We start from the raw sequence: 26,953 nt of genomic DNA on the forward strand, positions 1-26,953 counted from the left end.
AAGGGTAGGGCAGTAGGGCAGTAAGGGAATATGGCAGCAGGTTCCTTGATGCCCTACTGCCTTACTCCCCTATTCTTACTCCCGTATTGCCTGGTCCTACCGGACCAGTACGTTACGGAACTGCCAGGGATCATCTCTGTCGAGGTCTTCCTCAAACAGGCCAGGGCGGCCTTCGAGAGGCGTCCAGTCGGTGTAATAGCCTTTGACCGGTCCGAGGTAGGGCAACTGCACTTCGAGGCAGCGCCTGTAGTCGGTTTCGTCGGTCTCGACGATGCCGGMCTCTGGGTTCTCCAACGCCCAGACCATGCCGGCGAGCACGGCCGAGGTTACCTGCAGGCCAGTGGCGTTCTGGTAAGGTGCAAGCTTGCGTGCCTGTTCGAGCGACAGTTGCGATCCAAACCAGTAGGCGTTCTTGTCGTGGCCATAGAGCAGCACGCCGAGCTCGTCGACGCCATCGACCAGCTCGTCCTCGTTGAGAACGTGCTGGACCGGCTGCGGCTTGCCAGCTGCGCCGAACATCTCATGCATCGACAGCACCGCGTCGTTGCAGGGATGATAGGCATAGTGGCAGGTCGGCCGGTAGGTCACCTTGCCCTTCTTGGAGCGCACGGTGAAGAAGTCGGAGATCGAGATCGCCTCATTGTGCGTCACAAGGAACCCGTATTGCGGCCCTGGCGTCGGGCACCAGGTGCGGACGCGGGTGTTGGCGCCGGGCTGTTCGAGATAGATCGCGCCCTTGTTGCCATGCTTGAACTTCTTGGCATTCTTGGGCTTCCAGGTCTCGTGCGTACCCCAGCCGAGTTCGGCCGGCTGCAGGCCTTCTGAGACGAAACCTTCGACCGACCAGGTGTTCCAGAACACGTTCATCGGCTTGGGGTTCTTGGTGCGCTGGGTATCGCGCTCGGCGATGTGGATGCCCTTGACACCAGCCTTCTTCATCAGCGCGGCCCAGCCTTCGCGGTCGTGCTGTGCCGGCTCTTCGAATTCGATGCCGAGGTCCTTGGACAGATTGACCAGCGCCTGCTTGACGAACCACGAGACCATGCCCGGATTGGCGCCGCAGGTGGAGACGGCAGTCGTGCCGCCGGGATGCTTGCGCCGTTCGGCGAGAAGCGTTTCACGCAGCGCGTAGTTGGTGCGCTCGTCATTGCCGGCATTGTTGTCGAAGTAGAAGCCGAGCCACGGCTCGATGACGGTGTCGACATAGAGCACGCCCAGCTTGCGGCACATGTGCATCAGGTCGACCGAGCCGGTGTCCACCGACAGGTTGACGCAGAAACCCTGGCCTTCGCCATTGGTCAGAAGCGGAGTAAGCAAGTCCTTGTAATTGTCCTTGGTTACCGCCTCCTGGATGAATTTGATGTTTCGCTCGTCCGCCAGTTTACGGTTTTCGTCGCTGGGATCGATGATCACCATGCGCGACGTGTCGAAGTTGAAATGGCGTTCGATGAGGGGAAGCGTGCCGCGACCGATCGAGCCAAAGCCGATCATCACGATAGGGCCGGTAATCTCACCATAAACGGGCCATTTTTCATTCGCCATTTTCTGGGGCACTCCTTCTCACACTAAAAGAGCCGGGCCATGATTGACCCGGCTTCAACAGCTAAACCATACATGCTTGTTTCAATAAAGCGAATCCGGCGCCCCAGATGATGTGGGAAGCGGACGTTATGCCGCTATAGTTAGCCGGCGTTAGCCATGGCAAGCAGGAACTTAACCAGCCTTACGCGGTCGGCGGCAAGGCCTTTGTAGTCAAGCTGATGTTGGTCGAGGCTCATCAATTGTTCGGCGAAGGATGCTGCCAACCGGATGCGATCTTCGTGTTGGGCAAGTATAGCCAGCGGGTCGAGATAGATGCGGATCGCAAACAGGATGTCGCCCGAGACGGGCAGCTTTCTCAAGGTCTGCCGTTCGACACGAATGAAGGCATGGCCCGATACATCGCTGTCGGGAAAGCTCGACTGCCCCTCGGCGGCACTTGCGATGCGCTGCCGGTCCGACAGCGGATGGTAGAGCGAGCCATCCGCCTGGATCGACCAGTTGAAACGTTCGACCAGTACGGCAAGCTTGTCGAACATGCGCGAAATCAATTCGGCCATGCGTGTGCCAGGCCCGAAATCKGGCACGGGGCCATGTATCTTGTCTATCGGCTGGCCGAACTTTTCCGTCAGCTTCCACGACGAGGGAAAGCATAGCGAGCCCGCGGCGAGCCGCCAGCCGTCTTCCCCGCGCCGCATGAGGATCAGGTCTTCCTGCACGAGCATCGAGGCGGCGACCAGCGGGTTGTCGCCGGCATTGGCGATGTCGATTGCGTGGCCCGTACCGGCAACCACGCAGCGGCCGCCTTCCATCCGGTAGGTCTCGGGATAATTTTCGAGCAGATGCGCCACCAACAGCTCGAGCACTTCCTGCTGTGCCGCGCGCGTCGCCGGCTCGGCAACGAACACCTTGTCCGGGATTTCCCCATACAGCCTGTCCTTCTCCGCCAGATACGCTTCGAGATGGCCGTCGAGTTCGATCCAGTCGCGCGGCTCGACCTGCTTGAGGCCGATGGCGAAGGGTTTCGACGTCCCGTCGTAGGGGGTGTGGGTGGGGATCATAGCCAGTGTGGTGGACGCATGCGGCTAGTGTGGAACAAGCGTATTATCTCGATCGCATCACCTGCAATCCGATAGGGGATGAGGAATGGCAAGCCGGGAACAGTCCATTCGCGTATGGCCTGCTCTGACGTGGGCCGGCCGATGGTCGGCCTCTCCCCTAGCAAGGTGATGGCCCGGTCCAGTCGCAGCACGAGTTGAAGCGCCGCTTCATCGCTATCGGCAGCAATATGCGTTTGCGCTTCACGTAAATCCCTTATGGCGGCCTTCGTGAGGCGGATCTTCATTTGGCATTCTTGGTGAAGATATCCGGTTCCGGCGGCGGCAGTTCATCTGGAGTTCCCCATGACCGAAGCCACCTCGACGTCGCTTCCCATGAAATGAACTCGCCGCTTTCGTCGGCCTCATCGATCGCCTCCTGGATTGCAGCCAGATAGATACGGCGCTCGGCAAGGTGGGCCTCGACGGCTTCCTTGACGATGAAGGCGCTCGAACGCTGTGTAGACTTGGCGTATTCCTCCAGCTCCTGTCTGGTTTCAGGTGGAAGCCGTACGGAAAATGTGCTGCTGGTTGTCATTGTCGTCTCCGCGAACACATATGAGCACAAAGTATGCGCCGATCAATGGAGGCGTCAAGCAGCACCATTTTCGCTGAATCGAGCTGAAATCAGTCCGCGCAGCGAGTTGCCGACCCAGATTTTCGCGGCGCCACGGAGATCGATGGCGGTCAGAACAGCCTCCACCGCTTCGCCATTCTCGATCATCTCCCCGCGCAGCACGCCAGCGAGCAGGCCGCAGGCAAGCGGCGGTGTCTTCAGCGGGCCACCATCGCCCAGATCGACAAAGATGCTGGTGATGGTGCCTTCGCAGATCTCTCCTGCCTCATTGAGCAGGAGCACCTCGTCGGCCTCGTTGCGCGAAAATTCGGCGCGGGCGCGGTCATAGACGTCGCGGCGGGTGGTCTTGTGCCGAAGCAGCGGATTTGCGGAGCCGAGCCTCGTGTTGGCGATGCGAACAGTCCAGGTGGCATCAGGTGCTAGCGGTGCAAAGGGCTGCGTGGTGACATCGGCGCTACCACTAGAGGAAAGCGCGAGGCGAACGCGCAGGGCGGAGTTCCCGCCGACAGCACTTTGCAGCTCACTCTCTACAGATGCCTGGTCGAACGCAAAGCCAAGCGCTTCCGCCGACGCCTTGAGCCGGGCGAGATGACGCTCGCCGCGCAGCAAACCGGTCGCCGGCTCCCAGCGCATGGTTTCGATCAGCTCGAAGCCGGCACCGTGCCCGTGGCGAAGCGCGCTTTCAGAAGGCATTCCGCATACTCCGCTTCCGCCGTCGAATCGAAGACGACGCCGCCGCCGACATTGTAGACGGCCTCGCCGTCCTGGTGCAGCGTGATGGTCCTGATCGCCACGCTGAATCGCATTGTGCCACCTGGGGCGATCCATCCGATCGCACCGCAATAGACGTCGCGTGGCACAGTTTCCAGTTCGCGCAGAATCTCCATCGCCCGGATTTTCGGCGCACCAGTGATCGAGCCGCAGGGAAACAGGGCGGCAAAGACCCGCTCGATGGAAAGCCCCGGCAATAGCTTCGCCCGCACGCGGCTGACCATCTGGTGCACGGTCGGATAGCTTTCGATGCGGAACAGTTCTGGCACGTCGAGCGTGCCGACCTCGCTGATCAGCGAGATGTCGTTGCGCAGGAGATCGACGATCATGCGGTTTTCCGCCTGGTTCTTCTCGTCGTTGCGCAGGAAGTCCCTGAGCTGTGCATCTTCCTCAGGCGTCTTGCCGCGCGGGGCGGTGCCCTTCATGGGGTGCGTCTCGATCCAGCCCTCGCTGTTGATCTCGAAGAACAGTTCGGGCGAGCGCGACAGCACAACGGGTCCGCCGAGCGAGACCAGCGCACCATATTTCACCGGCTGGCGAGCGATCAGCGCATCGAAGGCGTCGAGGGCTTCGCCGGACCATTGCGCATGCACCGGGAAGGTCAAGTTCCCCTGGTAGCAGTCGCCCTGGCGCAGATGCTGGTGCAGGCGTTCGAACCGGCGCGCGTAATCGGCTTGCGACCACGTCGCCCGCGCATCGAAGATCGGCCCGTTGGTGGCGGGCTCGCGCGAGCGCGTACGGTCACGGTCAGACGGCTGGTCGAAGACGCCGAGGCAGATCAGCGGCGTGCGCCGCCCTTCGGGAAGCAGCGGACGAAGCTTCGGCTCAAGCAGGTAGCCGGCCTCATAGGAAAAATAGCCGGCCAGCCATTTGCCTTGTTCGTGCGCCTTCTGGGCGGCTTGCAAGGCAGGAAAAAAGTCCGCCGCGTCATGCGCGACAATGACCTCGCGGGGTGCCTCGAACAGCACCTCGCGACCGGCAGGGTCGTCCCGAAACAAGACGAAGGGAGAAGCAAGATCAGTCATGATTTCAGCGTGCCTGGGACAGTGACGCGCTCAGTCCAGCGCTTCCAGTTCGTCGATGAGGTTGCCGATGACCGCAAGACCCTTCTGCCAGAAGGCGGGGTCGGTGGCGTCGAGCCCGAACGGCTTCAGAAGCTCGGAGTGATGCTTGGTGCCACCGGCGCGCAGCATCTCGAAATACTTCTCCTGAAAGCCGCTCTCGGCGTTCTGATAGACCGCATAAAGCGAGTTCACCAGGCAGTCGCCGAAGGCATAGGCATAGACGTAGAACGGCGAATGGATGAAGTGCGGGATGTAGGTCCAGAACACTTCGTAGCCGTCGCGCAGCTTGATCGCTGGTCCCAGGCTCTCGGCCTGCACCTCAAGCCAGAACTGGCCGAGCTGGTCGGAGGTCAGCTCGCCATTCTTGCGCTCCAGATGCACCTTGCGCTCGAACTCGTAGAAGGCGATCTGGCGCACGACCGTATTGATCATGTCCTCGACCTTCTGGGCGAGCATCGCCTTGCGCTCGCGCTTGTCGGTGGTGCGCTCGAGCAGCGAGCGGAAGGTCAGCATTTCGCCGAATACGCTTGCCGTCTCGGCCAGGGTCAGCGGTGTCGAGGCCATCAGCGCGCCCTGACCGGCGGCCAGCACCTGGTGCACGCCATGGCCGAGCTCGTGGGCAAGGGTCATGACGTCGCGCGGCTTGCCCATGTAGTTGAGCAAAACGTAAGGGTGCGCCGAGGGCACGGTCGGATGCGCGAAGGCACCCGGCGCCTTGCCGGGGCGCACCGGCGCGTCGATCCAGCGGCGGTCGAAGAAATCGCGCGCGATCTCGGCCATCTCGGGCGAGAAACTGCTGTAGGCAGTCAGCACCGTGTCCTTGGCTTCGTCCCAGCCAATAACCGCCTGCGGGGTCTCCGGCAGCGGCGCGTTGCGATCCCAGTGGTTCATCACCTCGACGCCCAGCCACTTGGCCTTCATCGCATAATAGCGGTGCGACAGGCGCGGATAGGCTTCGCGAACTGCGGCAGCGAGCGCGTCGACGACTTCGCGCTCGACCCGGTTGGCGAGGTGGCGGGAGTCGGCGATGTCTTCGAAGCCGCGCCAGCGGTCGGAGATCTCCTTGTCCTTGGACAAGGTGTTGGTGATCAGCGTGAAGACGCGCAGGTTCTTGCGGAAGGTTACCGCAAGCGCCTCGGACGCTGCCTTGCGGACTTCACCGTCCGGGTCCTGAAGCTTGTTCAGCGCCGGTTCGAGCGTCAGTTCCTCGCCGCCGATGTCGAAGCGCAAATCGGACATCGTCTCGTCGAACAGCCGGTTCCAGGCGCCGCGCCCGGTGATCGACTTCTCGTGGAACAGTTGCTCGACACGGTCCTCGAGCTGATAAGGCTTATCCATGCGCAGGTCGAGCACCCACGGGCGGTAGTGGCCGAAGCCTGGATCGGCATCGAGCGCCTTGAAGATCAGTTCGTCGTCGACGAGGTTGAGTTCGAGCGCGAAGAACAAGAGATGCGCGCTGGCATCAGTCATCTTTTCCTGGACGTCGCCGTAGAGCTTGGCGCGCTTGGGGTCGGAGGTGTCGCCGGCATAGATCAGCCCGGCATAAGAGACCACGCGCCCGACCAGTTCTTCCAGCGCCTCATAGGTCCGCATCGCTTCGCCAAGCTTGCCTGCGGCACCACGCCCGGCTTCGACCGCAAGCGTGCCTTTCCAGCGGTTTTCGAAGGCGACCCCATCGACCGAGGCCTTTTCGAGGTCGCGGACAAGCTCAGGCGCGTCCATGCCTGAATAAAGGTCGGCAAGATTCCATTCGGGCAGTTCGCCAAGCCCTGTCACGCTCCCGGCGGAGGCGGTGGCTGACATCTCTTGCCCGGAATTCCAACGCATTGCGTCTTCCTCTTCACTTACCTGCACCGGATCGTTCAAATCATAAGGGATTCGTTCACCGGCTTTTTTGAAACCTTATTTAGAACCCTGTGCCAGGATGATCCACATCCAAACAGCAGCTACGGGCATATTCCGGACATTCATGGCAGGTTCGATTCTCATAGTCGATGACGATCCCGTCCAGCGTCGCCTTGTCGACGCGGCGGTGACAAAATTCGGCCACACCTCTGTCGTGGCGGATGGCGGAGAGGCGGCATTGCGCGTGCTCGACGGCCCGCTCGGCGGCGACATCGGTGTGATCATCCTCGACCTGTCCATGCCTGGTCTCGACGGTATCGGCGTGCTCAAGGCGATGCGCGAACGCGGCATGGTCATTCCGGTCATCGTCCAGACAGCGCAAGGCGGCATCGAGACCGTGGTGTCGGCGATGCGCAATGGCGCCTTCGATTTCGTGGTCAAGCCGGCCTCGCCGGACAAGCTCCAGGCCGCCATCGCCAATGCGCTCAAGGTCGAGGCTGTCGGGGGCGAGGTGCGGCGCACCGCGCGTCGCGGCAGCGGCTTGCTCACCTTCCGCGACATGATTACCCGAAGCCCGGCGATGGACCGGGTCATCCGGCTCGGCCAGAAGGCGTCGGCATCGAACATCCCGATCCTGATCGAGGGCGAATCCGGCGTCGGCAAGGAACTCGTGGCGCGTGCCATCCAGGGGTCCGGCGACAGGCGCTCGAAGCCCTTCGTCACCGTCAATTGCGGTGCTATCCCCGACAATCTGGTCGAAAGTATCCTGTTTGGCCATGAGAAGGGCTCGTTCACCGGCGCGACCGACAAGCACCCGGGCAAGTTTGTCGAAGCCAACAAGGGAACCTTGTTCCTCGATGAAATCGGCGATCTGCCGCTCGACGTGCAGGTCAAGCTGTTGCGCGCCGTGCAGGAAGGGGAGGTCGATCCCGTTGGCGGCCGCTCGACGGTCAAGGTCGACATCCGGCTGATCTCGGCGACGCACCGCAATCTTCTGCAGCAGGTCAAGGACGGCAAGTTCCGCGAGGACCTGTTCTACCGCCTCAACGTCTATCCGATCTTCGTGCCGCCGCTGCGCGAGCGCCGCGACGACATTCCGCTGCTCGTCAGCCATTTCATTTCCCGCGTCGCCCCGGCAAGCCCGCATGGCAGAATCCCGATGATCTCGGAAAATGCGCTGGCACTGCTTCAGGCCTATGACTGGCCGGGCAATATCCGGCAGTTGGAAAACGCCATATTCCGTGCCTGCGTGCTGTCTGAGGGCGATTTGCTCACCGAAGACGAGTTCCCGCAGATCCGCGCCCAGGTCGAAGGCGTGGTCGACCTTGGCGGCAACGCTGCGCCGGCCGTCGCCGACACCGCTGCCGAAAGAGTTTCTCTCCCCACTCCAGTGCTGTCGCAGGCACCTGAACGAACCCGTCCGGGCATGCTGCGGGCGCTCGACGAACGTGGCAATGTGCGCCTGCTTGCCGATGTCGAACTCGAGATGATCCGGCTCGCCATCGATCACTACAATGGCCAGATGAGCGAGGTTGCGCGACGGTTGGGAATCGGTCGCTCGACGCTGTACCGCAAGCTCAAGGAGTACGGAATCGATCCCGAGACTGGGCGCAGCGAGCGACTCGCGTCCTGACATTTTTCTTCTGCGGAACTGAATTAAAGCTTGCCTGTCGCTTGCGGGCCGCATGAATCTGCGGCGGCGCACATATTTGTTAATCGCTATTTTTGTGGTTTAAACCAGCGGTTTACCATAAAAATCTGGGCTTCCGTTTTGCGGGGATATCGCCATGGTGTTACCGCATTTCGGCTTCAATAATCAGTGATTAACCATTAGGATCGATATTCGGACGCGAATTCGTAAGCGTGTCCGGGCTTCAAATCCGGGGACAGATGGCAGCCTAACAGGGCCTTTTGATTTGAACAGGATCGAGAACACCGAAGGGCGTCGCTCGAAGTTGAACGTTTGGCAGAAGTGGCTTACGGCCGCTGCGCTGGCTTTTGGTTTCGTGACAGCTTCTCAGGCCACCGCCTCCGCCGAGACGCGGACGCTCAAGCTTTTCTATACCCACACGGGCGAGAAGGCTGAGATCACGTTCAAGCRCAACGGCAGATACGATGCTGCCGGACTGAAGAAACTCAATCAGTTCCTGCGCGATTGGCGCCGCAACGAGCCGACCAAGATGGACCCCCGTCTGTTCGACGTCGTCTGGGAATCCTACCGCTCGGTCGGGGCTTCCGGCTATATCAGCGTCGTTTCCGCCTATCGTTCGCCGGCGACCAATTCGCTGCTGCGCAGCCGCTCGAACGGCGTTGCCGAAAAAAGCCAGCACATGCTCGGCAAGGCGATGGACTTCTACATTCCAGGTGTTCCGCTCAAGAAGCTGCGCGATGCGGGCCTGCGCGTTCAGGCCGGCGGTGTCGGTTATTATCCGCGTTCTGGTTCGCCCTTCGTCCACATGGACGTCGGTAATGTGCGCCATTGGCCGCGCATGAGCCGCCAGGAACTGGTCGCGGTGTTCCCTTCGGGCAAGACGCTGCATGTGCCGAGCGACGGCAAGCCGCTGCCTGGCTTTGAGCAGGCACTCGCCTCCTATCAGGCCCGCAAGAGCAGCGGCGATCTGGTCATGGCCAGCGCTTCGCCTGCCAAGCGTGGCGGCCTGTTTGCCGCGCTGTTTGGCGGTGGCGGTGCCGACGAGGAAGAAGATACCGGCGAGAGCACGATTGCGGCGGTTGCCCCCAAGAAGGCGCCGACCCAGGTCGTGGCATCCGCGCCGGTTGCCAAGGCCCAGCCGGGCATCCAGATCGTTTCGCCAGAGAATGCCCAGCGCGCCGAGCTGCCGCAGATTGCCGACCAGGCACCGGCCGAGCAGGCGCCTGAGACCATCATCGCAGCCCTTCCTGCGCGTAGCGTTCCGCTGCCGGGCGTAGCGCCGCGGCCGCAGGCCGAGGTCGTCTCGGCAACCGCCGAGAACGTGCCGTTTGGTGCTGCATCGGCTCCGCTCGCCGAAAGCGAGCGGCCCACTCCGGTCGAGCAGCAGATTGCCGCCAACGTGCCGCTGCCGAGCTGGCGTCCGAATTACACGCCACCTGCAGAACTCAAGCCTGAGAACGAGAGTGTGCTGATGGCGCTTGCCTCGACTGACGATGCACCTGCGATTGCTACCAATGTCAGGGCTCCGCTGCCTTCGGCGCGTCCGCAGGACATGACCGTTGAAGCCGCCTTGGCTGCTGCCAACGACATTCCGACAGAAGACGAGGGCAGCCAGGCAGAACTCGAAGTTGCCGCCCTGGCACCGCGGCCGGAGCAGCGTTCAGTGTTCGATCAGCCTGAAGCGGTGGCTGTTGCCACGCCGAAGAGCGCGATCGCTACAGCCTCGGCCGGTACCGACCCTGCGGTCGCCATCGGTGGCAACGTCAAGACCACGCGCAAGTCGGCACGTCCTCTCGCTCAGGAAGCCAAGCCCGAGCCCAAAGCCGTCGTCGTGGCCGCAGCACCCGATTCCGCACGCTGGGCATTGCGCAGCGGGGCTCAGGTCATCACGGTCACGACCAACACCAAGGCTCCGGGTTTTGCCTACAACATGGTGCGTACCGCGCCGAAGGAAGTCTACACGGCCGGCTTCCAGCAGGGCAGCCAAGCCACCGAAGCTCACCGCTTCTCGGGCAGTGCCGTCAAGTTCCTCTCGGTCGCTCGCTTCGCGACGAACTGATCGACAAACCGAACAACAAAAAAGCCGCGCTGGGTAACCAGCGCGGCTTTTTGGTTTTTCGGGGACTTGCCCTTCTCCCACAGGGGGAAAAGGAAAAATCCCGCCTCAGTTCTTGCGCAGCTTGTTTGCCTCGGCGGCAAGCGCCTCGATGCCGGCCCAGTCGCCCGCCTTGACCATGTCGTCGGGCGCGACCCACGAGCCGCCGACGCACACGACATTGGGCAGGCTGAGGTAGTCCTTGGCGTTCTTCGCCGAGATGCCGCCGGTCGGGCAGAACTTCACGCCGGCAAAGGGCGAAGCCAAGGCCTTGAGGAAAGGCGCGCCACCAGCCTGTTCGGCGGGGAAGAATTTCACGAAGTCGAGGCCGGCTTCAAGCGCGGCCATGATCTCGCCAGGCGTGATCATGCCGGGAAGCAGCGGTACGTCGCTGGTGGCGGCGTGAGCCATCAGTTCGCGTGTAACGCCAGGGCTGACGATGAATTTCGAGCCCGCGGCAGCCGCCTCGTCGAACTGGCGCGCATTCAGGACGGTGCCGGCGCCGACGATGCAGTCCTCGACCTCGGCGGCGACGCGGCGGATGCATTCCAGCGCTTCGTCGGTCCTGAGCGTGATTTCGATTGCCTTGAGGCCGCCGCGTGCCAGCGCGCGGGCAAGCGGGACTGCATCGGCGGCGCGCTCGATTTTCAGCACCGGAATGACTGGCTGGCCATCCAGCAGCGCAAGCAGTTTTTGGGTTTTGCTGGTCATGGCATTCGCTCCATTGTCAATTTTCAACCGATTTAACAGACCGCGCATTTCAAGTCCACGAAACCAGCAGCGACATGGTGTTGCGGGCTAAGCTGCAGCGGGACACACGATGCCCTACGATCTGCCGAAAAGCTTCGCCAGCCAAGTTTTCAATGTCTGCCAAAATCCGCTTGCCGACTGCAGCGCCTTCTTGAGGGTGGCCTGGGTTCGCTCGCCGGCGATACCATCGGCGGCGAGGCCATGGTCCTTTTGGAACTTCTTGACCGCAGCTGCCGTGCCAGGGCCAAATATGCCGTCAGTGTCGACCGAATAGCCCAATGCGACAAGCGCTTCCTGAAGCTCGGTAACGAGCTCGCCGCGCGAGCCAACCGCCATCAGCCGGTCGCCGGGGGCAGGGCCGCTGATTTGTCTGTTGTACGCCTCCGCCAATTTGAGGTGGTATGCGTTCTTTCGAAAACCGGGACCGTTGTATCCGTGGCCCACCGCCTCCCAGTCATGCGCGTTGAGCGCGTCGGTGAGGCCTGCTTTTTGAATGTAGCGTGCCATCAGCCGGGCTTGGCCGGCGGCTCCGGCGCGCGCCTCGTTGACGAGGGCGTCGACATTGTCGAAGCCGAGCCACAGCCAGTGCGCGCCCATCACCTGGCCGAGGCCCCACGAGGTCGACTCATAGGCGGCCTGGTGGTCGATTTCAGCCGCCTGGTCGAGCATCTGCCAGCGTGCCGCCTGGGCGCGTGGGTTGGCGACCGCGCCTGTTGTCGGCGAGGCGAGACCTGCTCCCCGCGCCCTGTCTTGCTTGTCGCCGGAAAGCCTGCGGTCGAAATAATGGCCCTCGAAGCGGATCAGCGGCTCGTTTCGGCCATCGATCTTGGCAAACACCTGGCCGGCACTCTCGATCTCGGCGATGGCAAGCAATGCCGCCGGTTCGAGCCCGAATTCCTTGGCCGCCTTTTCGATTTCCGTTGCCGTCTGCCTGCTGAACATGCGCCTCACACTCCCTTTCGTCAGTGCAATTGTCGCCCGACTTTGGCAGGCGTGGATAAATAAATTTGCATCTGGCCTGAAGCTGTCGTCGCGACAATTCAGCAACCATCCATAATCATTGGCTTTTCCGCGCCGCATTGAAAATTGCGAGCCAAGGCGCTAGGGGCTCTCGCCATGAATCTCTCCACGCCTGCACCCCATTTCCGTGTTGCCGCCCTCTACCGCTTCTGCCGGCTCGAGGGTTTCGAGGCTTTGCGCGCGCCGATCGCTGCTTTCTGCTGCGCTCGTGGCATCAAAGGCACGCTGCTGCTTGCCCGCGAGGGCATCAACGGCACCGTCGCCGGTACCGAGCAGGCGATTGCCGAGCTGATCGCCTATCTCGAAGCCATGCCCGAGTTCACCGGGCTCGAGGTGAAATACAGTGCCGCCGAAGACATGCCGTTCCATCGCATGAAGGTGCGGCTCAAGAGCGAGATCGTCACCATGGGCGTCGAGGGCATCGACCCGCTCGCCAGCGTCGGCGCTTATGTCGAGGCGGATGCGTGGAATGYGCTCATCTCCGATCCCGACACCATCCTGGTCGACACCCGTAACGACTATGAAGTGTCGATCGGCACGTTCTCGGGCGCCGTCGACCCGCAGACCAAGAGTTTCCGCGAGTTCCCAGCCTGGGTCGAAAACCACCGCGCCGAACTCGAAGGCCGCAAGGTGGCGATGTTCTGCACCGGCGGCATTCGCTGCGAAAAGGYAACCGCCTATGTGAAGTCGCTCGGCATCGACGACGTCTTCCACCTCAAGGGCGGCATCCTCAAATATCTCGAAGAAGTGCCGGCCGAAGAGAGCCTGTGGCAAGGCGAGTGCTTCGTCTTCGACGAGCGTGTGTCGGTTTCCCATGGCCTGGCCGTCGGCGAAGCCGAGCTGTGCCGCGCCTGCCGGCACCCGCTGATGCCGGAAGAGCTTTTGTCGCCGAAATTTGTACCAGGCGTTTCGTGCCCGCATTGCCATGATGCCCGCACCGAAGAGGACCGCGCCCGCTACGCTGAGCGCCACAAGCAGGTTGAACTCGCCGAAAAACGCGGCATAGCACCCCACATCGGCAGTTGACGTTCAGTCTCCGACTGCCTCGCCAAATTGGCTGATGTCATTGTAATGTCGCCTTCGTCCGCCTACCTCACGGCGACCGACATTCCAAACCGGAGGCACCCATGTTCGATCCCAAGAAGCTGCTCAACGATCTCCTCGGCTCCACGATCCCAGGCACCGGTTCCACTGTGCGCGACAAGGCTGGGCAGGCGACCCAGCTCGCCAAGGACAATCCGCTGGCCGCAGGCGCGCTGGTTGCCGTGCTGCTTGGCACCGGCACCGGCCGCCAGGTTACGGGCACCGCGCTGAAGGTCGGCGGTCTCGCCGCCATCGGTGGCCTCGCCTACAAGGCCTACCAGAACTACAAGGCCGGCAACGCGCCCGACGCCACGGCCAACACCAATCCTGATACGCAGCTTCTGCCGCCGCCGGCCGACAATTCCTTCCATCCGGCCCAGGCACCGCAGGGCGAGACCGAATTCGCCCTGACGCTGATCCGCGCCATGATCGCTGCCGCCAAGGCCGACGGCCATATCGACGACGAGGAACGCAAGAAGATCGGCGACAGGCTCAGCCTGTCGGGCATCGATTCCGAGGCTGCGCAGTTTGTGAACGCCGAACTCGACGCGCCGCTGGACCTCGACGCTCTCGTGGCTGCTGCCCAGACCGACGCGCAGAAGGTCGAGCTGTACACCGCCTCGCGCCTTGCGATCGATCCTGACACCCGCGCCGAGCGCGGCTATCTCGATCTGCTCGCGGGCCGTTTGAAGCTGCCGGACGCGCTTATCGACCACGTCGAGGCAACCATTTCGAGCGTCAAGGTGCCGGTCGAAGCCTCCGCCAATCCGCAGGTCAATCCGCGCTGGTAAGCCGGCCTGCGGCGAGGGAGCCTGTAAGCCGCTAAAAGGCTGCTTTTCGCGTTAAGGATTTGTTAACCGACCAGGCGCATCCTTTCCTCATTCGGATCGGCTCTCCTCCTCCCAAGCACGGTTCGATTTAAAACTGGGCGGTCGCCAATGACCGCCCTTTTTGTGTGACTATCCCGACATCTCCGAATGGACCATCAAGCAAAACCACGCTGGTTTTGCTTGAGCTGGCGCTCTAAAATTGAAACCGCTACGAAAGATCGCCCGCCGGCGGTTGGTCATGCGCGGGGAGGGCTTCATCATGTCGAGCAACAGGGTTGCGGTGGTCACAGGTGCTGGCAAGGGCATCGGCAAGGCGGTCGCGACCGCGTTGCTCCACGATGGCTGGAACACGGTTTTCTGCGGCCGCAGCAAGCATACGCTGAACGAGGCGATCCTCGATGCCGGCAAGACCGACGCCAAGGCGCTGGCCGTCGTCTGCGATGTCACCAAGCCCGACCAGGTCGACGACATGTTCGAGACGATCACCGAGGCTTTTGGCCGGGTCGACCTGCTCTTCAACAATGCCGGCATGGGCTACAAGGCGTCCACCATCGACGAAATCCCGGTCGAAGCTTGGAACGAGGTCGTCGCTGTCAATCTGACAGGATCGTTCCTGTGCTCACGCGCGGCCTTCGCGGCGATGCGCAGGCAGGAACCGATGGGTGGCCGTATCATCAACAACGGTTCCGTTTCAGCCCATGCGCCGCGTCCCGGCTCGGTGCCCTATACCGCCACCAAGCACGCCATCACCGGCCTCACCAAGACGCTGGCGCTCGATGGCCGGCCCTTCGACATTGCCTGCGGCCAGATCGACATCGGCAATGCGCTAACCGAGATGGCGTTGCCGATGACAATTGGCGTGCAGCAGGCCGACAGCTCGATCGCAGCCGAGGCTGTGATGGACGTCGCGCGTGTCGCCGAGGCGGTGGTCTACATGGCCGGCTTGCCGCTCGACGCCAACGTCCTGTTCATGACCGTGATGGCGACCAAGATGCCTTATGTCGGGCGCGGGTAAGGCGCCCGGTCACTTCGCCAAAAACGCCTCGATGCGCTCCAGCGCGCGCAGGATGTTTTCTTCGGAGTTGGCGTAGGACAGCCTGATATAGCCCTCGCCAAGTATACCGAAATCCGGGCCCCCGATCAKCGCGACGCCAGCTTCCTCCAGCAGCGCAGAGGCGAGCTGCTTGGCCTTCCAGCCGGTCTTTTCGACATTGGGGAAGGCGTAGAAGGCACCCTTCGGCGTGATGCAGGAAATGCCGGGGATCGCATTCAGGCCCTCGACGACGATGCGGCGGCGCTTGTCGAAGGCACGCATCATACGCTCGACGTCATCCTGCGGGCCGTCGATCGCGGCTATGCCGGCATATTGGCTAGGCGCGTTGATACATGACCAGCAATTGACCGCGAGCTTGCGCACCTTGTCGTAGAGATGGCCGCCCTGTGGTCCGTTCGGCCAGATCGACCAGCCCATGCGCCAGCCGGTCATCGCCCAGGTCTTGGACCAGCCGTTGAGCACGATCAGCCGGTCGCGGATTTCAGGAAAACTCAGCAGCGAGGTGTGTTGCTCGCCGTCATAGGTCATGACGTCGTAGATCTCGTCGGACATGACAGCGACATGGGGATGGGCTTCCAGCCCCTTGACCAGCTTGGCGATCTCCGTGCTCGGCGTCACCCCGCCGGTCGGATTGGCTGGCGAATTGAGGATCAGAAGCCGCGTCTTTGGCGTGATCAGCGCAAGCGTTTCCTCCGCCGAAAAGGCAAAGCCGTTGGCCTCTCGCATCGGCACCGGTATTGGTGTCGCTCCGGTGAACTCGATCATCGAGCGATAGATCGGGAAACCGGGGTCGGGGTAGAGGATTTCCGTGCCCGGCTCGCCAAACATCAGGATCGCGGCGAACATCGTCGGCTTGCCACCGGGCATGATCATCACGCTTTCCGGCGACACTTCCACGCCTGTCGTCGTCAGCGTTCGCCGCACCACCGCTTCGCGCGTCGCCAAAAGACCATTGGCCGGCGTGTAGCCGTGATGGCCGTCCCGCAGCGCCTTGATCGCTGCTTCCACAATATGCTCGGGCGTACGGAAATCCGGCTGGCCGATGCCGAGATTGATGATGTCGCGTCCCTCATGGAGAAGTGCCGTGGCGCGCGCCAGAACGGCAAACGCGTTTTCTTCACCAAGGCGGTCGAAGGCGGCAATCGTTTGGAGCATTGCGGGTACCCGTCTGGTTCTTTCGGTGGCTGTTGATTTTTGCGAGAGTCCGGACGGCCATGTCAAACGAATTGGAGAGATCGTTGACCGACAACCTGCAGGACTGGAAGCCGCGCCCGCGCCCCGAGCGCGTCGTGCTCGATGGTCGCTATGTGCGCCTTGAACCGCTCGATGCGGAAAAACACGGCGAACGCCTCTACGAGATGGCCACAGCCCAGGATGCCGAGGGCCGCTTCCGCTGGCTTTTCGATACCAAGCCGCAGACGCGTGCCGAGTTCGAACCCTGGCTCGAAAAGTCGGCGGCGAGCGAGGATCCGCTGTTTTTTGTCGTCGTCGACAAGGCGAGCGGCAAGATGGCCGGGCGCCAGACGCTGATGCGCATCGATCCTGCTCAAGGCGTCATCGAGATCGGCAACATCTACTGGAGCGACGTCATTTCCCGCAAGCCGGCGGCGACCGAGGCGCAATTCCTGTTTGCACGCTACATCTTCGAGCTCGGCTATCGCCGCTACGAATGGAAATGCAACAACCGCAACGAGCCGTCCAAACGTGCCGCGGAACGTTTCGGCTTCAAGTTCGAGGGCATCTTCCGCCAGCACATGGTCGCCAAGGGCGAAAACCGCGACACGGCCTGGTATTCGATCCTCGACAAGGAGTGGCCAGCATTGAAGCAGGCGTATGAAGCCTGGCTTGCCCCGGCAAATTTCGATGCCGCGGGCCAGCAGAAGCGCAAGCTTGAGGATTTCCGAGCCGAATTTGGCGCCTGACAGGCAGCGGCGATCGACGCCTGCGCGGGGTCGCGCATGCGACAAAGGAACCGGCATTGGCGCGTTGGCTGATGGGCCTGCGAGCGCTATGACGTTCAGCTTCGCCGGGCCTTGAGCCCGCAACATCAGGAATCTGCCGATGGACACCAAAACCCGCCAAGCTGCCGTCGCCGCTGCCTGCATCATGATCATTTTCGGCGTTGCTGCGTACTTCCTGCCGAAGATTATGCTGGCGGTCGGCAATTATTCGACGGTCGCCGCCGGCATCGTTGGGGTGCTCTTCGTGCTCGGCTTCTTCGGCGTGTTCTGGCTGCGTGGCCGCAGCCAGCGCAGAAACGGCAACTGATCCTATTTGGCTGGAATCGGCTGTKCCGCTTGGGCCAGCGGGATCGTTAGCTCGGCGCGCAAGCCGCCACCATCGGTTCTGTTCTTAAGCGTCACGTCGCCGCCAAAGCGGCGTGCGATATTGCGGGCGATTGTCAGGCCTAGCCCAAAACCGCCAGTCTGGCGGTTGCGAGAGGCTTCAAGACGGGTAAACGGCCGGAAGATGGCCTCCATCTGGGCTTCGGGGATGCCTGGTCCCGAATCGTCGATGGTCAGCAGGATGCGGTCCGCATCGCGCGACAAGGCAAGACGCGCCTTGCCACCATATTTAACGGCGTTGTCGACGAGATTCGACACGCACCGCCGCAACGCGATGGCCTGGCCGTAGCAGGTCAGGCCCCGGGCATGGCTGCGGGCGCCGTCGAAGACGACATGCGGGTTGCCGTCGGCGATCGAGTCGACAAGCGACCAGAAATCGATCCGCTCGGATGTCTCGCCCTTGGCTTCGAAGGTTGCGAAGTCCAGGACCGAAGCGGAGATCGCCTCGATGTCGGCCAGATTGTTCATCAGCGCGGTGCGCAACGGAGAATTGCGCAGCAATTCCAGGCGCAAGCGGATGCGCGTCAGTGGCGTCCTCAGATCATGCGCGAGCGCTGCCGCGAGCAACTCGCGGTCYTCGACATATTCGCGCAATCGCGCCTGCATGGTGTTCACCGCGCGGGCCGCCGATTTGTATTCGCTGCTGCCCCATTCCGGCAGCGGCGGGCTTTTGAGGTCCACCCCGATACGCCGGACGGCACTTTCGAGGGCACGGTACGGTGCAGTCAGACGGCGCAGCGACCAGATCGAAAGCGCCACCACAAGGGCTGCGACCGATCCGTAGAGCGGCAGGCTGTCGGTGTTGAGAATGGGACTGGGCGGTGTGGCCTGCATGGTGAAGTTGAGCCACTGCCCGTCCTTGAATTCGATCGAGGCGACCAGCGTGTCGGAGTTGGTGAAGTCTGAGGACAGGTCGACCAATTCTTTCTCGACGCTGCCCATGCTCTCGTCTGGCTGTGTCGAGCTCTGGCTCGGCCGTGCTTGTGCCGACTCGCGCCGCACCCGCGCTTCCCCGACGCCGTATTTCGACAGCCGGCCAACGATGATGTCTTCGAGTTCCGCCAGGTCGTCGTCGGCTGGGATCGACGAGGTGATCGCCGGCTCATCCGATGTGCTCAGCACATGCGGCGGTACCGACAAACCGGCGGCGATGCGCGTGCGATCAGCCGGTTCTTCGGCATACATCAGCTTGGTCAGCGACAGCGCCCTGTCGTTGAGCCGGAGCAGGTCGAGCACGTTGTTGGAGGCGACGCGTTCGCGCGAAACGATGGACAGCGTCGAAACCATGATGGCCAGCAGCCCGGCAATGACGATCAGCAGGACCCAGGCCGGCAGCGACCGCGGCAGGAGCCATTTCATTCGGCAACAACCTCTGGCACGAATTGATAGCCGCCGCCGCGTACCGTCAGCACCAGCTTGGGTGAACGCGGATCGTCTTCCATCTTGCGCCGCAGGCGGCTCACCAGGATGTCGACGCTGCGGTCGTAGCTGTAGTCACCGTTCTGGTTGGACAGTTCCACCAGTTGCTCGCGACTCAATACGCGCTGCGCGCTTCTTACCAGTGTGTGGAGCAGGTTGAATTCGGCGGTGGTCAGCTCGACCCGCACCTGGTCGGGCCTGAGCAGCCTGCGCCGCGAGGCATCAAGTGTCCAGCCCGCGAATTTGTAGATCTGCGGCATCGGGCGGTGGGCGGCACCGGCAGCGCTAGGCCGGCGCAGCACGGCGCGCGCGCGCGCCAGCAGTTCGCGGGGGTCGAAAGGTTTCGGCACATAGTCGTCGGCGCCCATCTCCAATCCGACGACGCGGTCGATMGTCTCGGTGACCGCCGTCAGCATGATGATCGGTATCTTGGAATGGGTGCGCAGGTCGCGGCAGATGTCGAGGCCGCTTTTGCCCGGCAGCATGACGTCGAGGATGATCAGGTCGACGGGTGCGCGGCGAAGTGCTGCCTGCATCTCGTCGTCGTCGCGGGCTATCGACACGCGCATGCCATGCTTTTGGAAAAATTCCTGAAGCAGGTCGCGGATTTCCTTGTCGTCGTCGACGATCAGAATGTGGGCGTCGGCTTTCAATTCATTTGCTTCCACTGTTGCGCTGAGTGGGGATCGGCCCGGACCTTGGCAAAATAAGGTCCGCGCCCCGATTTGACCAGCGAACGGGGCGCGCCGATGCACCGAATTCGGCAGTTACAATCCAGAAACAAAACTCTGCAAACCGGAAAAATACCCGACAAGTCGATCCGCGATAACAGCCGTGTTGCTTAACCACGGGTGCCGAAAACGACATGCGAAAGCTTGCGACCAGTTCGACGATCGTTCTGCTTGCAGCCCTTTCGCTAGGCGCGGCCAGCACCCAGCCGCAACCGAAGGGGACAATCAGCAGAACCGAACGTTGTGACAGGCTGCAACAGCAGTTCGCTCAAGAAATCACCGAACACGCAGAGGCAAAACGGGCCGCCGAAGCGAAAGCTCTTCAGAAAAAGGCGATGAAATTCTGTGCCGGCAAACAGCAGGCCCAGGGCATCCGCGCCTATGCGATAGCGCTGAAGATGCTTGGAGTGCAGCCGATCGAACCCTGATCGGCCAACTCAAACCAGGCCCTCGTGCAAAAGGAAACCGATTATGAACATCAACAAGCCCCTCCTGACCGCCCTCGGCCTGGCCGTTGCTGTCGCCTTCTCCGCTCCCGTTCTCACCGCAAGCTCGGCAAGCGCTGCCGGCTACACGGCTCCGGCTGCCGGCGCGGCGACTGCGAAACCACCGGTGAAGAAGGTTTCCGAGAAGAAGCCGACTCACAAGACCACCAAGAAGCACAAGAAGCACAGCACGGCGACTGCTACGCCCAAGAAGACCACGATGTAACATTCGACGCCACGCAGGACGTGGTTCGAACAAATCCGCCCTGGTAGCCGCAACTCCGGGGCGGATTTCTTTTGCGTCGGGATAAGGCAAGCGTTGCAGGCGAATGCCTGCAGACCTTAGGCGCTCAGGCTGGCCGCCAGCAATGCCAGGCCAAGCAGCATGACGAGTGCTGCGCCGCCGATTTCGATGACATTGTGGACGCGGTTGCCGACCCGGCCGTCGCCGGCAATCGCCACGGCCCAGTTCTTGGCGGTCACGGCAAGTACCGCCAGCGTCGAGACGGTGATCGCCGTTCCCAAAGCCATGGCGAAGACCGACAGGATCCCGCCAGCCCACAAGCCGTTGAGGAAGGCGAAGCTGAGCACGATCAGCGCGCCCGAGCAGGGGCGGATGCCGACGGCGGCGACCGCCGACCAGGCCGTGCGCCAGTCGAAATGCCTGCCTTCGAGCATCCTGGGGTCCGGCGCATGCGCATGGCCGCAGGTCGAGCAGACGAAGCCAGGGGCGTGAGCGTGGTGGCCATGGTCGTGATGATGCGCGTGGTCATGATGGTGGTCGTGTGAATGATCATGTCCGCATTTGGTGTGGTCATGATCAGGCCCATGCCCATGCCCATGCGAGTGCGCATGCGCGGCCGACAGGCTGTGCATCGGGGCGGCACCGGCAAAGCCGAATGCCATCGGTCGGAGCTTCTTCCACAAAAGCCAGGCGCCGAAGGCGGCGATCAACGCATAGCTCACTGTTTCCAGGAACCAGGTCGCCTTGGTCATCGACACTGACGTGCCGCGCAAGACGAGGAACACCAGCGTCATCAGCACGATTGCGGTGGCGCCCTGAAGGAAGGCCGAGACGAAGGAAAGCATGACGCCGCGGCGCAGCGCCACTTCGTTGGCGAGCATGTAGGACGAGATCACCGCCTTGCCGTGGCCGGGACCGGCGGCATGGAAAATGCCATAGGCGAAGGACAGGCCGACCAGCAGCCAGATGCCGCCGCTCTGGCCGTCGCGCATCGCCTTCAGCGAGCCTGTCAGTGAACGGTAGAATTGCTGCTGATGCACGTTGATCCAGTTGAGCACACCGGAAAACAGGCCAGTCGAGGGCACCACAGCTTCGTTGGTGCCGATGCCAAGCGAACTCTGCGCATGGGCCTGGAGGGCAAAATGGCTGAGCACGTAGCTGAGCGCCAAAAGTGCGAACACCAGGCGGATCGTCATCTTCTTCACTGCATCACCCCTTGGCTGGGCAGTTCAATTCCAGGCGCGTGGCAAAAATCTTGCTCATGTCGGTGCCCGATGGATCGTTGAAGAACGCCTCGGTCAGCTTGGACTGGTTCTGCGCAAGGGCTTCGTCCGGGTCGGGGCGAATGACCTGTTTTGTACAGATCGAAGGCAGGTTCGCGACGCTCAGGTTAGAGTCGTCGGTGAAATCGATCGCCGTATAGAAGGTCGGATCATAGACGCCGAAATCGATCTTGCCGGCGAGCTTCAGCGGCTCTTTCGGCTCGGTTTCAAACAGGATGATGAGCTGCTGGTCTTCGAAATTGGCGATCAGACCGGCGGGCGGCTTCATCGCGACATCCTTGCCGTCGACTGTCACGACCTGGAAGTAATTGTACTCGCCGATGGATTCGAACACCGTCTTGCCCACCTCCGCCAGCTCGGTGTCGTCGAGCTTGAGGTCGGAATTCTTGTCGAACTCCATCAAAACCGTGCTCGAAAACAGGTCGTCGAAACGCCAGAGGTGGCGCAGCGACTTCACACTGTTGTCGGGATTGAGCACGACGTCGAGCCGGGCCTCGGCAAAGACGTGCGGATGAACGCTTGCCGGCACGGTCATGGCCAGCAAAGCCGCTGCGGCTGTCGCCAGCATCGCCGTTGACGTTTTCAGAATCATTATACTGACGGTCCCGCGCTTTGGGTGATGCCGACAATTATCAGAAACCGGGCAAAAGTGGGACGCGTTCGACTGTTATGTCGAATGATCGCAAGGATTGGTCTTGAACCACTGGACCAGGAAATCGACGAAGACGCGGATTTTCGCCGGCAGATAGCGGCGATGCGGATAGACGGCGAAGATGCCGGCGCCGCTGAGCAGGCGATCGTCGAGCACCGGCATCAGCCGGCCGGCCTCGATGTCGGGAGCGGCGATGAAGTCCGGCAACATGGCGAAGCCGAGCCCCGCGACAGCCGCTGCGCGCGCCGCCATCGGGCTGTTGACCTCCATGGGCCCTGATACCGAGACGGTCATGGTGTCGCCTGTGTCGCTGGCGAATGGCCAGTTCGAGAGGTAGCGGCCGTTGGTGTCGATGATGCAGGGCAAGCCGCCGAGGTCTGCCGGGCGCTTTGGTATGCCGTGCTTTTCGATCAGTTCCGGCGAAGCGCAGACCCTGATCCCGAACGGGGCCAGCCGGCGCGCGATCAAGGACGAGTTCTCCAGTCGTGAAATGCGGATGGCGAGGTCGAATCCCTCCTCGACGAGATCGACGAAACGATCGTCGAGATGGATCTCGAGCACGATGTCGGGGTGCGCCTTGGCGAAGTCGATCAGCGACTGGCCGATCGGCGCATCGGCGAAGGTACGCGGTGCCGACAGCTTGACGCGGCCGCGAACGTCGCCAGAGGATTCGCGTACGGCATCGGCCAGGCTGTCGACCTCGCGGATGATCTCGGAAGCACGCCTGTAGTAAGTGTGGCCGGCCTCGGTCAGCGAAAACTGCCTGGTCGTGCGGTTGAGCAGCAGCGCACCGAGCTCGTCCTCCAGCTCGCGCACATATTTGGACAATAGCGCCTTCGAACGGCCGATCTTGCGCGCGGCGGCCGAAAAGCCCTCGGCCTCGACCACGTCGATGAATGCGCGCATGCGGGTCAGTGTGTCCATGCGGTCAGTCCTTTGATGCAGTCTTGAGTATCTTGCGTGCGAGCGCAATCAGCGCAAGGTCGCTGCCGGCGGGGCCGAGCAACGACAGGCCGAAGGGCGCGCCGTCGACCGTGCCTATGGGCAAGGTGATCTGCGGGAATCCCGACAGGCCAGACAGGCAAAGCAGCATCAGCGCGCGCTCGCGATAGGCAAGAAGCTCCTCGTGCAAACCGTTGGCCAAGGGGGCCGCACCCGGCACCGTCGGCATGACCAGAAAGCCGTCGTCGCCCAGCAATGTTCCCAGCTCGTCGCGGACGGCATCACGCTTGGCGCTTTCTGCCTGATAGGCAGTCGCCTCGATGGCCGAGCCGAACTCGAAGCGATCCCTGACGCCTTGGGTAAGGCCGCGGTCGCCTGACGATATCCAGGCGCCATGTTGCTGCCAGGCCTCGTAGGCCTGGATCTTGCGGAAGCACCAGTAAAGTTCGTCGGGTGAGAAGGTGAGGGGCGCTGCATTGGAAATCGTACCGAGTGCGCTTTCGGCTTGCCCGCGCATCCGCTTGTACTCGGCGGCTTCGGCAGGCCCGGTCGGCAATTGGTCGAGCCAGTCGAGCGCCAAGGGCCGGTCGAGCGCGCCACGATGGGCGTCCGTGCCGATCAAAAGCTTCGCCACCTTCTCATAGGTGTCGATATCCTTGGCGAACCAGCCGAAGGTGTCGAGGCTGGGCGAGAGTTTCATGGCGCCGTCGAGCGAAATCAGGCGGTGTGTCGTGCGCAGGCCGATCAGCCCGCAAAAGCTGGCCGGTGCCCGGATCGAGCCGCCGGTGTCGGAACCTATCGCAATGTCGGCAAGTTTGCCGGCCACCGCGGCAGCCGACCCAGACGACGAGCCCCCGGTCACGCGGTCAGGTGCCGCCGGATTGATCGGGTAGGGATAATGCCCGTTTTGACCCATCAGCGAGAAGGCGAGTTCGTCGGTTTGGGTCTTGCCGACGAATCGCGCGCCGGCATCGAGAAGCACTTGAATCGAGCCGGCCGTCTTAGGGGCCGGATGAGCGCTCGCGGCCTTTTGCGGGTTGCCGCAGCCGGTTGGGTAGCCGGCGACATCATAGATGTCCTTGATCGCCAGGGTCAGCCCCGCCAGAGCGCCGGATTCCGTATTTGGAACAGGCACTTGCGGCAGGTCGARAAACGCATTGAAGGGGCCGGACGCGCTAGTCATTGTTCGAAGCCCGTTTACGATATCCGCAACATTGTTCGACGTATGAATTTTTTCAACCCATCATGAGATTTTAATTGATTGTGACAGGCGCGGTGCATATATCCCCGCTTGCCCAAAGTCGCACGTGCCTGTGGGTGTCCGCCGATCCCTCGAATGGCGAGGAAATCGGTAAGGTAACTGGAGCTAACCCCTCCAGTCGATTTAGCGGCCAACCGCAAAATCGAGGACACCTTGAAGCAACGACGGTGCGGGCCTTTCTGGTTCTCTTCCGGCTGTCCAAAAGCCGGGGTTACTGAAGAGGCACACCTTCATTGCCGGCAGTGCGGAACGGGTTCTCCCATTTCCAAGCCAAGGCAGACAAAGCGAACCGAAGCCGGGCTGGCCTAGGTTCACCGCCGCGTGAAGCGCATTTATGGTTCCAGGGTCTCCACAGGCTGGTTCCATCAAATAGCGGTCATGTCTTTGTCCACCGTGGGATACCGCGGCCGGGAACGGCCGTCCCACAGCTTGATGATTTTGCGCGGCAGGACCGCGCGATGGAGAGACCTATGGCCACTCAGCGCATCCTCGACTTCCTCGCCACCCGACGCCCGTCCGGCCCTTGCCTCGTCCTTGACCTCGATGTCGTGCGCGACAATTTCCACGCCTTCGAAAAGGCGATGCCGGAATCCAAGATCTATTATGCGGTGAAGGCAAACCCGGCGCCCGAGATTCTGCGCCTGCTCGCTGCCATGGGTTCCTCCTTCGACACCGCTTCGGTCGCCGAAGTCGAGATGGCCATGGATGCCGGCGCGCCGGCCGAGCGCATCTCCTTCGGCAACACCATCAAGAAGGAGCGCGACATTGCGCGCGCCTACGAACTCGGTATCCGGCTGTTTGCTGTCGATAGCGTCGAAGAGGTCGAAAAGATCGCGCGTGCGGCTCCCGGCGCCCGCGTTTTCTGCCGCATTTTGGCCGACGGCGAAGGTGCCGAATGGCCGCTGTCGCGCAAATTCGGCTGCGTGCCGGCAATGGCCGTCGACGTGCTGCGCTATGCCAAGTCGCTCGGGCTCGATGCCTGCGGCGTGTCGTTCCATGTCGGCTCGCAGCAGGTCAATCTCTCGGCCTGGGACCGCGCGCTGGCTGACGCCAAGCAGGTGTTTGCAGCTCTGGCCGAGGAGGGCATCGCGCTCAGCATGGTCAATATGGGCGGCGGCTTTCCGACGCGCTATCTGCGCGACGTGCCGGCAGCCCAAGCTTATGGCCAGGCCATCTTCGAGTCGCTGTCCAAGCACTTCGGAAACAACATTCCGGAGACGATCATCGAGCCGGGTCGCGGCATGGTCGGCAATGCGGGCGTCATCAAGTCCGAGGTCGTCTTGATTTCGAAGAAGGCCGACAACGACAATGTGCGCTGGGTGTTCCTCGACATCGGCAAGTTCAGCGGTCTCGCCGAGACGATGGACGAAGCCATCCGCTACCCGATCGTGACGGCACGTGACGCAGACGAGAAGTCGCCATGCGTGCTCGCCGGCCCAACCTGTGACTCGGCCGACGTCATGTACGAAAAGACGCCGTACCCGCTGCCCTTGTCGCTGACCATCGGCGACGAAGTGCTGATCGAGGGCACCGGCGCCTACACGACGACCTATTCTTCGGTCGCCTTCAACGGCTTCGAGCCTCTCCGATCCTACGTGATCTGACGGCTCGCAAGAGCCGATCAGATCATCCCGGCGCGGGCGCATCGGCGCCCGCACGGGCTCGCTTGTGGAACAGTTATCCGCTCGTGAAGGATCGCGGACATGCATATCGAAAAAGAAATCACCAACTCCTCGCCCGACTTCATGGTTGTGGCCGAAACATTCGCCGACATGCCGGCGCGTGAGGCTTTGCTCGACCGGGCCATGGGCCTGAAGCGGCGCAAGAAGTCGTCGGAGAAGCTGCGGCGTGGCCGTCGCCCATCCGAGGGCCTGGCGCTGATCGCGCGCAATTCCGAAGGCTCGGTCGTCGGCACGGTCCGGCTGTGGGACGTGCGCCTGGGCGAGGGCGGTCCGGCAGCACTGCTGCTTGGCCCTCTCGCTGTCGATCCGTCGATGAAAAGCGGCGGTATCGGTTCGGCTTTGATGCGCCAGGCGATTGCTGAAGCTGGCCGCCTTGGCCACGGCGCCATCCTGCTGGTCGGCGACGCGCCTTATTATGCGCGCTTTGGCTTTTCGGCTGAAAAGACGGGCTCACTTTCGATGCCTGGACCTTACGAGCGCGACCGTTTCCTGGCGCTCGAACTTGTGCCGGGCGCCCTCGATGGCACCAAGGG

At 62.2% G+C, this 26,953-nt stretch carries 27 protein-coding genes; 11 read left to right on the forward strand and 16 right to left on the reverse strand.

What is annotated here, in order from left to right; translation table 11 throughout:
* Window positions 1-96: 96 nt before the first annotated feature.
* The 7 genes from AC1DWF_RS11040 to AC1DWF_RS11070 all read right to left on the reverse strand — a co-directional run bounded on the left by AC1DWF_RS11040 (window position 97) and on the right by AC1DWF_RS11070 (window position 6,875).
* Entirely contained in the window at window positions 97-1,542 is a 1,446-nt protein-coding gene (locus AC1DWF_RS11040) for a homospermidine synthase (RefSeq protein WP_476841676.1), read from the reverse strand.
* Between the two features lie 140 nt (window positions 1,543-1,682).
* The gene (locus tag AC1DWF_RS11045) at window positions 1,683-2,600 is read right to left on the reverse strand and encodes a heme-dependent oxidative N-demethylase family protein (RefSeq protein ID WP_476782559.1); all 918 of its coding nucleotides are present in this window, start codon (window positions 2,598-2,600) and stop codon (window positions 1,683-1,685) included.
* On the reverse strand, window positions 2,597-2,884 hold the full coding sequence (locus AC1DWF_RS11050; RefSeq protein ID WP_476782560.1) for a type II toxin-antitoxin system RelE/ParE family toxin: 288 nt from the start codon (window positions 2,882-2,884) through the stop codon (window positions 2,597-2,599). The genes AC1DWF_RS11045 and AC1DWF_RS11050 overlap by 4 nt, the downstream gene beginning before the upstream one ends.
* The gene (locus AC1DWF_RS11055; RefSeq protein WP_476782561.1) at window positions 2,881-3,174 is read right to left on the reverse strand and encodes a CopG family ribbon-helix-helix protein; all 294 of its coding nucleotides are present in this window, start codon (window positions 3,172-3,174) and stop codon (window positions 2,881-2,883) included. The genes AC1DWF_RS11050 and AC1DWF_RS11055 overlap by 4 nt, the downstream gene beginning before the upstream one ends.
* Window positions 3,175-3,228: 54 nt before the next feature.
* The gene (locus AC1DWF_RS11060; protein ID WP_476788230.1) at window positions 3,229-3,906 is read right to left on the reverse strand and encodes an aminotransferase class IV family protein; all 678 of its coding nucleotides are present in this window, start codon (window positions 3,904-3,906) and stop codon (window positions 3,229-3,231) included.
* Window positions 3,855-5,009 carry an aminodeoxychorismate synthase component I gene (locus tag AC1DWF_RS11065; RefSeq protein ID WP_476782563.1) on the reverse strand — a complete coding sequence of 385 codons (1,155 nt, stop codon included), beginning with the start codon at window positions 5,007-5,009 and terminating at the stop codon, window positions 3,855-3,857. The genes AC1DWF_RS11060 and AC1DWF_RS11065 overlap by 52 nt, the downstream gene beginning before the upstream one ends.
* 30 nt (window positions 5,010-5,039) lie before the next feature.
* Complete coding sequence (locus AC1DWF_RS11070; RefSeq protein WP_476788229.1) at window positions 5,040-6,875, reverse strand: M3 family oligoendopeptidase; 1,836 nt, start codon at window positions 6,873-6,875, stop codon at window positions 5,040-5,042.
* 142 nt (window positions 6,876-7,017) lie between these two features.
* On the opposite strand from AC1DWF_RS11070, the gene AC1DWF_RS11075 reads away from it, so the two are divergent.
* Both AC1DWF_RS11075 and mepK read left to right on the forward strand, forming a co-directional pair.
* On the forward strand, window positions 7,018-8,526 hold the full coding sequence (locus tag AC1DWF_RS11075) for a sigma-54-dependent transcriptional regulator (RefSeq protein ID WP_476782565.1): 1,509 nt from the start codon (window positions 7,018-7,020) through the stop codon (window positions 8,524-8,526).
* A 322-nt stretch (window positions 8,527-8,848) separates the two neighbouring features.
* The gene (gene mepK, locus AC1DWF_RS11080) at window positions 8,849-10,603 is read left to right on the forward strand and encodes a peptidoglycan L,D-endopeptidase MepK (protein WP_476841677.1); all 1,755 of its coding nucleotides are present in this window, start codon (window positions 8,849-8,851) and stop codon (window positions 10,601-10,603) included.
* A 105-nt stretch (window positions 10,604-10,708) separates the two neighbouring features.
* Here the strand turns inward: mepK and AC1DWF_RS11085 are convergent, their stop codons facing one another.
* Together AC1DWF_RS11085 and AC1DWF_RS11090 are read right to left on the reverse strand one after the other, a co-directional pair.
* On the reverse strand, window positions 10,709-11,350 hold the full coding sequence (locus AC1DWF_RS11085; protein ID WP_476782567.1) for a 2-dehydro-3-deoxy-phosphogluconate aldolase: 642 nt from the start codon (window positions 11,348-11,350) through the stop codon (window positions 10,709-10,711).
* 114 nt (window positions 11,351-11,464) lie between these two features.
* Window positions 11,465-12,331, reverse strand: a complete 867-nt coding sequence (locus tag AC1DWF_RS11090) for an N-acetylmuramidase domain-containing protein (protein WP_476782568.1) — start codon at window positions 12,329-12,331, stop codon at window positions 11,465-11,467.
* Between the two features lie 174 nt (window positions 12,332-12,505).
* On the opposite strand from AC1DWF_RS11090, the gene trhO reads away from it, so the two are divergent.
* The 3 genes from trhO (at window position 12,506) to AC1DWF_RS11105 (ending at window position 15,337) form a co-directional block, all read left to right on the forward strand.
* Complete coding sequence (gene trhO / locus AC1DWF_RS11095) at window positions 12,506-13,435, forward strand: oxygen-dependent tRNA uridine(34) hydroxylase TrhO (RefSeq protein ID WP_476841678.1); 930 nt, start codon at window positions 12,506-12,508, stop codon at window positions 13,433-13,435.
* A gap of 101 nt (window positions 13,436-13,536) precedes the next feature.
* Window positions 13,537-14,283, forward strand: coding sequence for a tellurite resistance TerB family protein (locus AC1DWF_RS11100; RefSeq protein ID WP_476782570.1), 747 nt, complete (start codon window positions 13,537-13,539; stop codon window positions 14,281-14,283).
* A 298-nt stretch (window positions 14,284-14,581) separates the two neighbouring features.
* Entirely contained in the window at window positions 14,582-15,337 is a 756-nt protein-coding gene (locus AC1DWF_RS11105; protein WP_476788227.1) for an SDR family oxidoreductase, read from the forward strand.
* 9 nt (window positions 15,338-15,346) lie between these two features.
* Here the strand turns inward: AC1DWF_RS11105 and AC1DWF_RS11110 are convergent, their stop codons facing one another.
* A complete protein-coding gene (locus tag AC1DWF_RS11110; protein WP_476841679.1) occupies window positions 15,347-16,531 on the reverse strand; it encodes a pyridoxal phosphate-dependent aminotransferase in 1,185 nt (394 codons plus the stop codon).
* Between the two features lie 83 nt (window positions 16,532-16,614).
* Between AC1DWF_RS11110 and AC1DWF_RS11115 the strand changes: the two genes are divergently transcribed.
* Both AC1DWF_RS11115 and AC1DWF_RS11120 read left to right on the forward strand, forming a co-directional pair.
* Complete coding sequence (locus AC1DWF_RS11115; protein WP_476782573.1) at window positions 16,615-17,298, forward strand: GNAT family N-acetyltransferase; 684 nt, start codon at window positions 16,615-16,617, stop codon at window positions 17,296-17,298.
* A 139-nt stretch (window positions 17,299-17,437) separates the two neighbouring features.
* Complete coding sequence (locus tag AC1DWF_RS11120) at window positions 17,438-17,644, forward strand: hypothetical protein (protein ID WP_476782574.1); 207 nt, start codon at window positions 17,438-17,440, stop codon at window positions 17,642-17,644.
* Window positions 17,645-17,646: 2 nt separating this feature from the next.
* Here AC1DWF_RS11120 and AC1DWF_RS11125 read toward each other — a convergent pair whose 3' ends face one another.
* The gene (locus AC1DWF_RS11125; RefSeq protein WP_476841680.1) at window positions 17,647-19,080 is read right to left on the reverse strand and encodes an ATP-binding protein; all 1,434 of its coding nucleotides are present in this window, start codon (window positions 19,078-19,080) and stop codon (window positions 17,647-17,649) included.
* The gene (locus AC1DWF_RS11130) at window positions 19,077-19,793 is read right to left on the reverse strand and encodes a response regulator (protein ID WP_476782576.1); all 717 of its coding nucleotides are present in this window, start codon (window positions 19,791-19,793) and stop codon (window positions 19,077-19,079) included. Before AC1DWF_RS11130 ends, AC1DWF_RS11125 begins: the two co-directional genes overlap by 4 nt.
* 212 nt (window positions 19,794-20,005) lie before the next feature.
* On the opposite strand from AC1DWF_RS11130, the gene AC1DWF_RS11135 reads away from it, so the two are divergent.
* Both AC1DWF_RS11135 and AC1DWF_RS11140 read left to right on the forward strand, forming a co-directional pair.
* Window positions 20,006-20,299 carry a hypothetical protein gene (locus AC1DWF_RS11135; RefSeq protein ID WP_476783191.1) on the forward strand — a complete coding sequence of 98 codons (294 nt, stop codon included), beginning with the start codon at window positions 20,006-20,008 and terminating at the stop codon, window positions 20,297-20,299.
* 43 nt (window positions 20,300-20,342) lie between these two features.
* Complete coding sequence (locus AC1DWF_RS11140) at window positions 20,343-20,582, forward strand: hypothetical protein (RefSeq protein ID WP_476783192.1); 240 nt, start codon at window positions 20,343-20,345, stop codon at window positions 20,580-20,582.
* Window positions 20,583-20,698: 116 nt separating this feature from the next.
* Here the strand turns inward: AC1DWF_RS11140 and AC1DWF_RS11145 are convergent, their stop codons facing one another.
* The 4 genes from AC1DWF_RS11145 to AC1DWF_RS11160 all read right to left on the reverse strand — a co-directional run bounded on the left by AC1DWF_RS11145 (window position 20,699) and on the right by AC1DWF_RS11160 (window position 24,660).
* Window positions 20,699-21,796, reverse strand: a complete 1,098-nt coding sequence (locus AC1DWF_RS11145; RefSeq protein WP_476788253.1) for a nickel/cobalt transporter — start codon at window positions 21,794-21,796, stop codon at window positions 20,699-20,701.
* A gap of 13 nt (window positions 21,797-21,809) precedes the next feature.
* Entirely contained in the window at window positions 21,810-22,475 is a 666-nt protein-coding gene (locus tag AC1DWF_RS11150; RefSeq protein ID WP_476783193.1) for a DUF1007 family protein, read from the reverse strand.
* 75 nt (window positions 22,476-22,550) lie between these two features.
* A complete protein-coding gene (locus AC1DWF_RS11155) occupies window positions 22,551-23,459 on the reverse strand; it encodes a LysR family transcriptional regulator (protein ID WP_476783194.1) in 909 nt (302 codons plus the stop codon).
* A gap of 4 nt (window positions 23,460-23,463) precedes the next feature.
* Window positions 23,464-24,660, reverse strand: a complete 1,197-nt coding sequence (locus tag AC1DWF_RS11160) for an amidase (RefSeq protein ID WP_476841681.1) — start codon at window positions 24,658-24,660, stop codon at window positions 23,464-23,466.
* A 548-nt stretch (window positions 24,661-25,208) separates the two neighbouring features.
* On the opposite strand from AC1DWF_RS11160, the gene odc2 reads away from it, so the two are divergent.
* A complete protein-coding gene (odc2, locus tag AC1DWF_RS11165; protein ID WP_476783196.1) occupies window positions 25,209-26,342 on the forward strand; it encodes an ornithine/lysine decarboxylase in 1,134 nt (377 codons plus the stop codon).
* Between the two features lie 99 nt (window positions 26,343-26,441).
* Window positions 26,442-26,953 (forward strand): GNAT family N-acetyltransferase (locus AC1DWF_RS11170; protein ID WP_476841682.1); only part of this gene is annotated, 512 nt, incomplete at its 3' end.

Source organism: Aminobacter sp. P4_D5, from assembly GCF_056401815.1.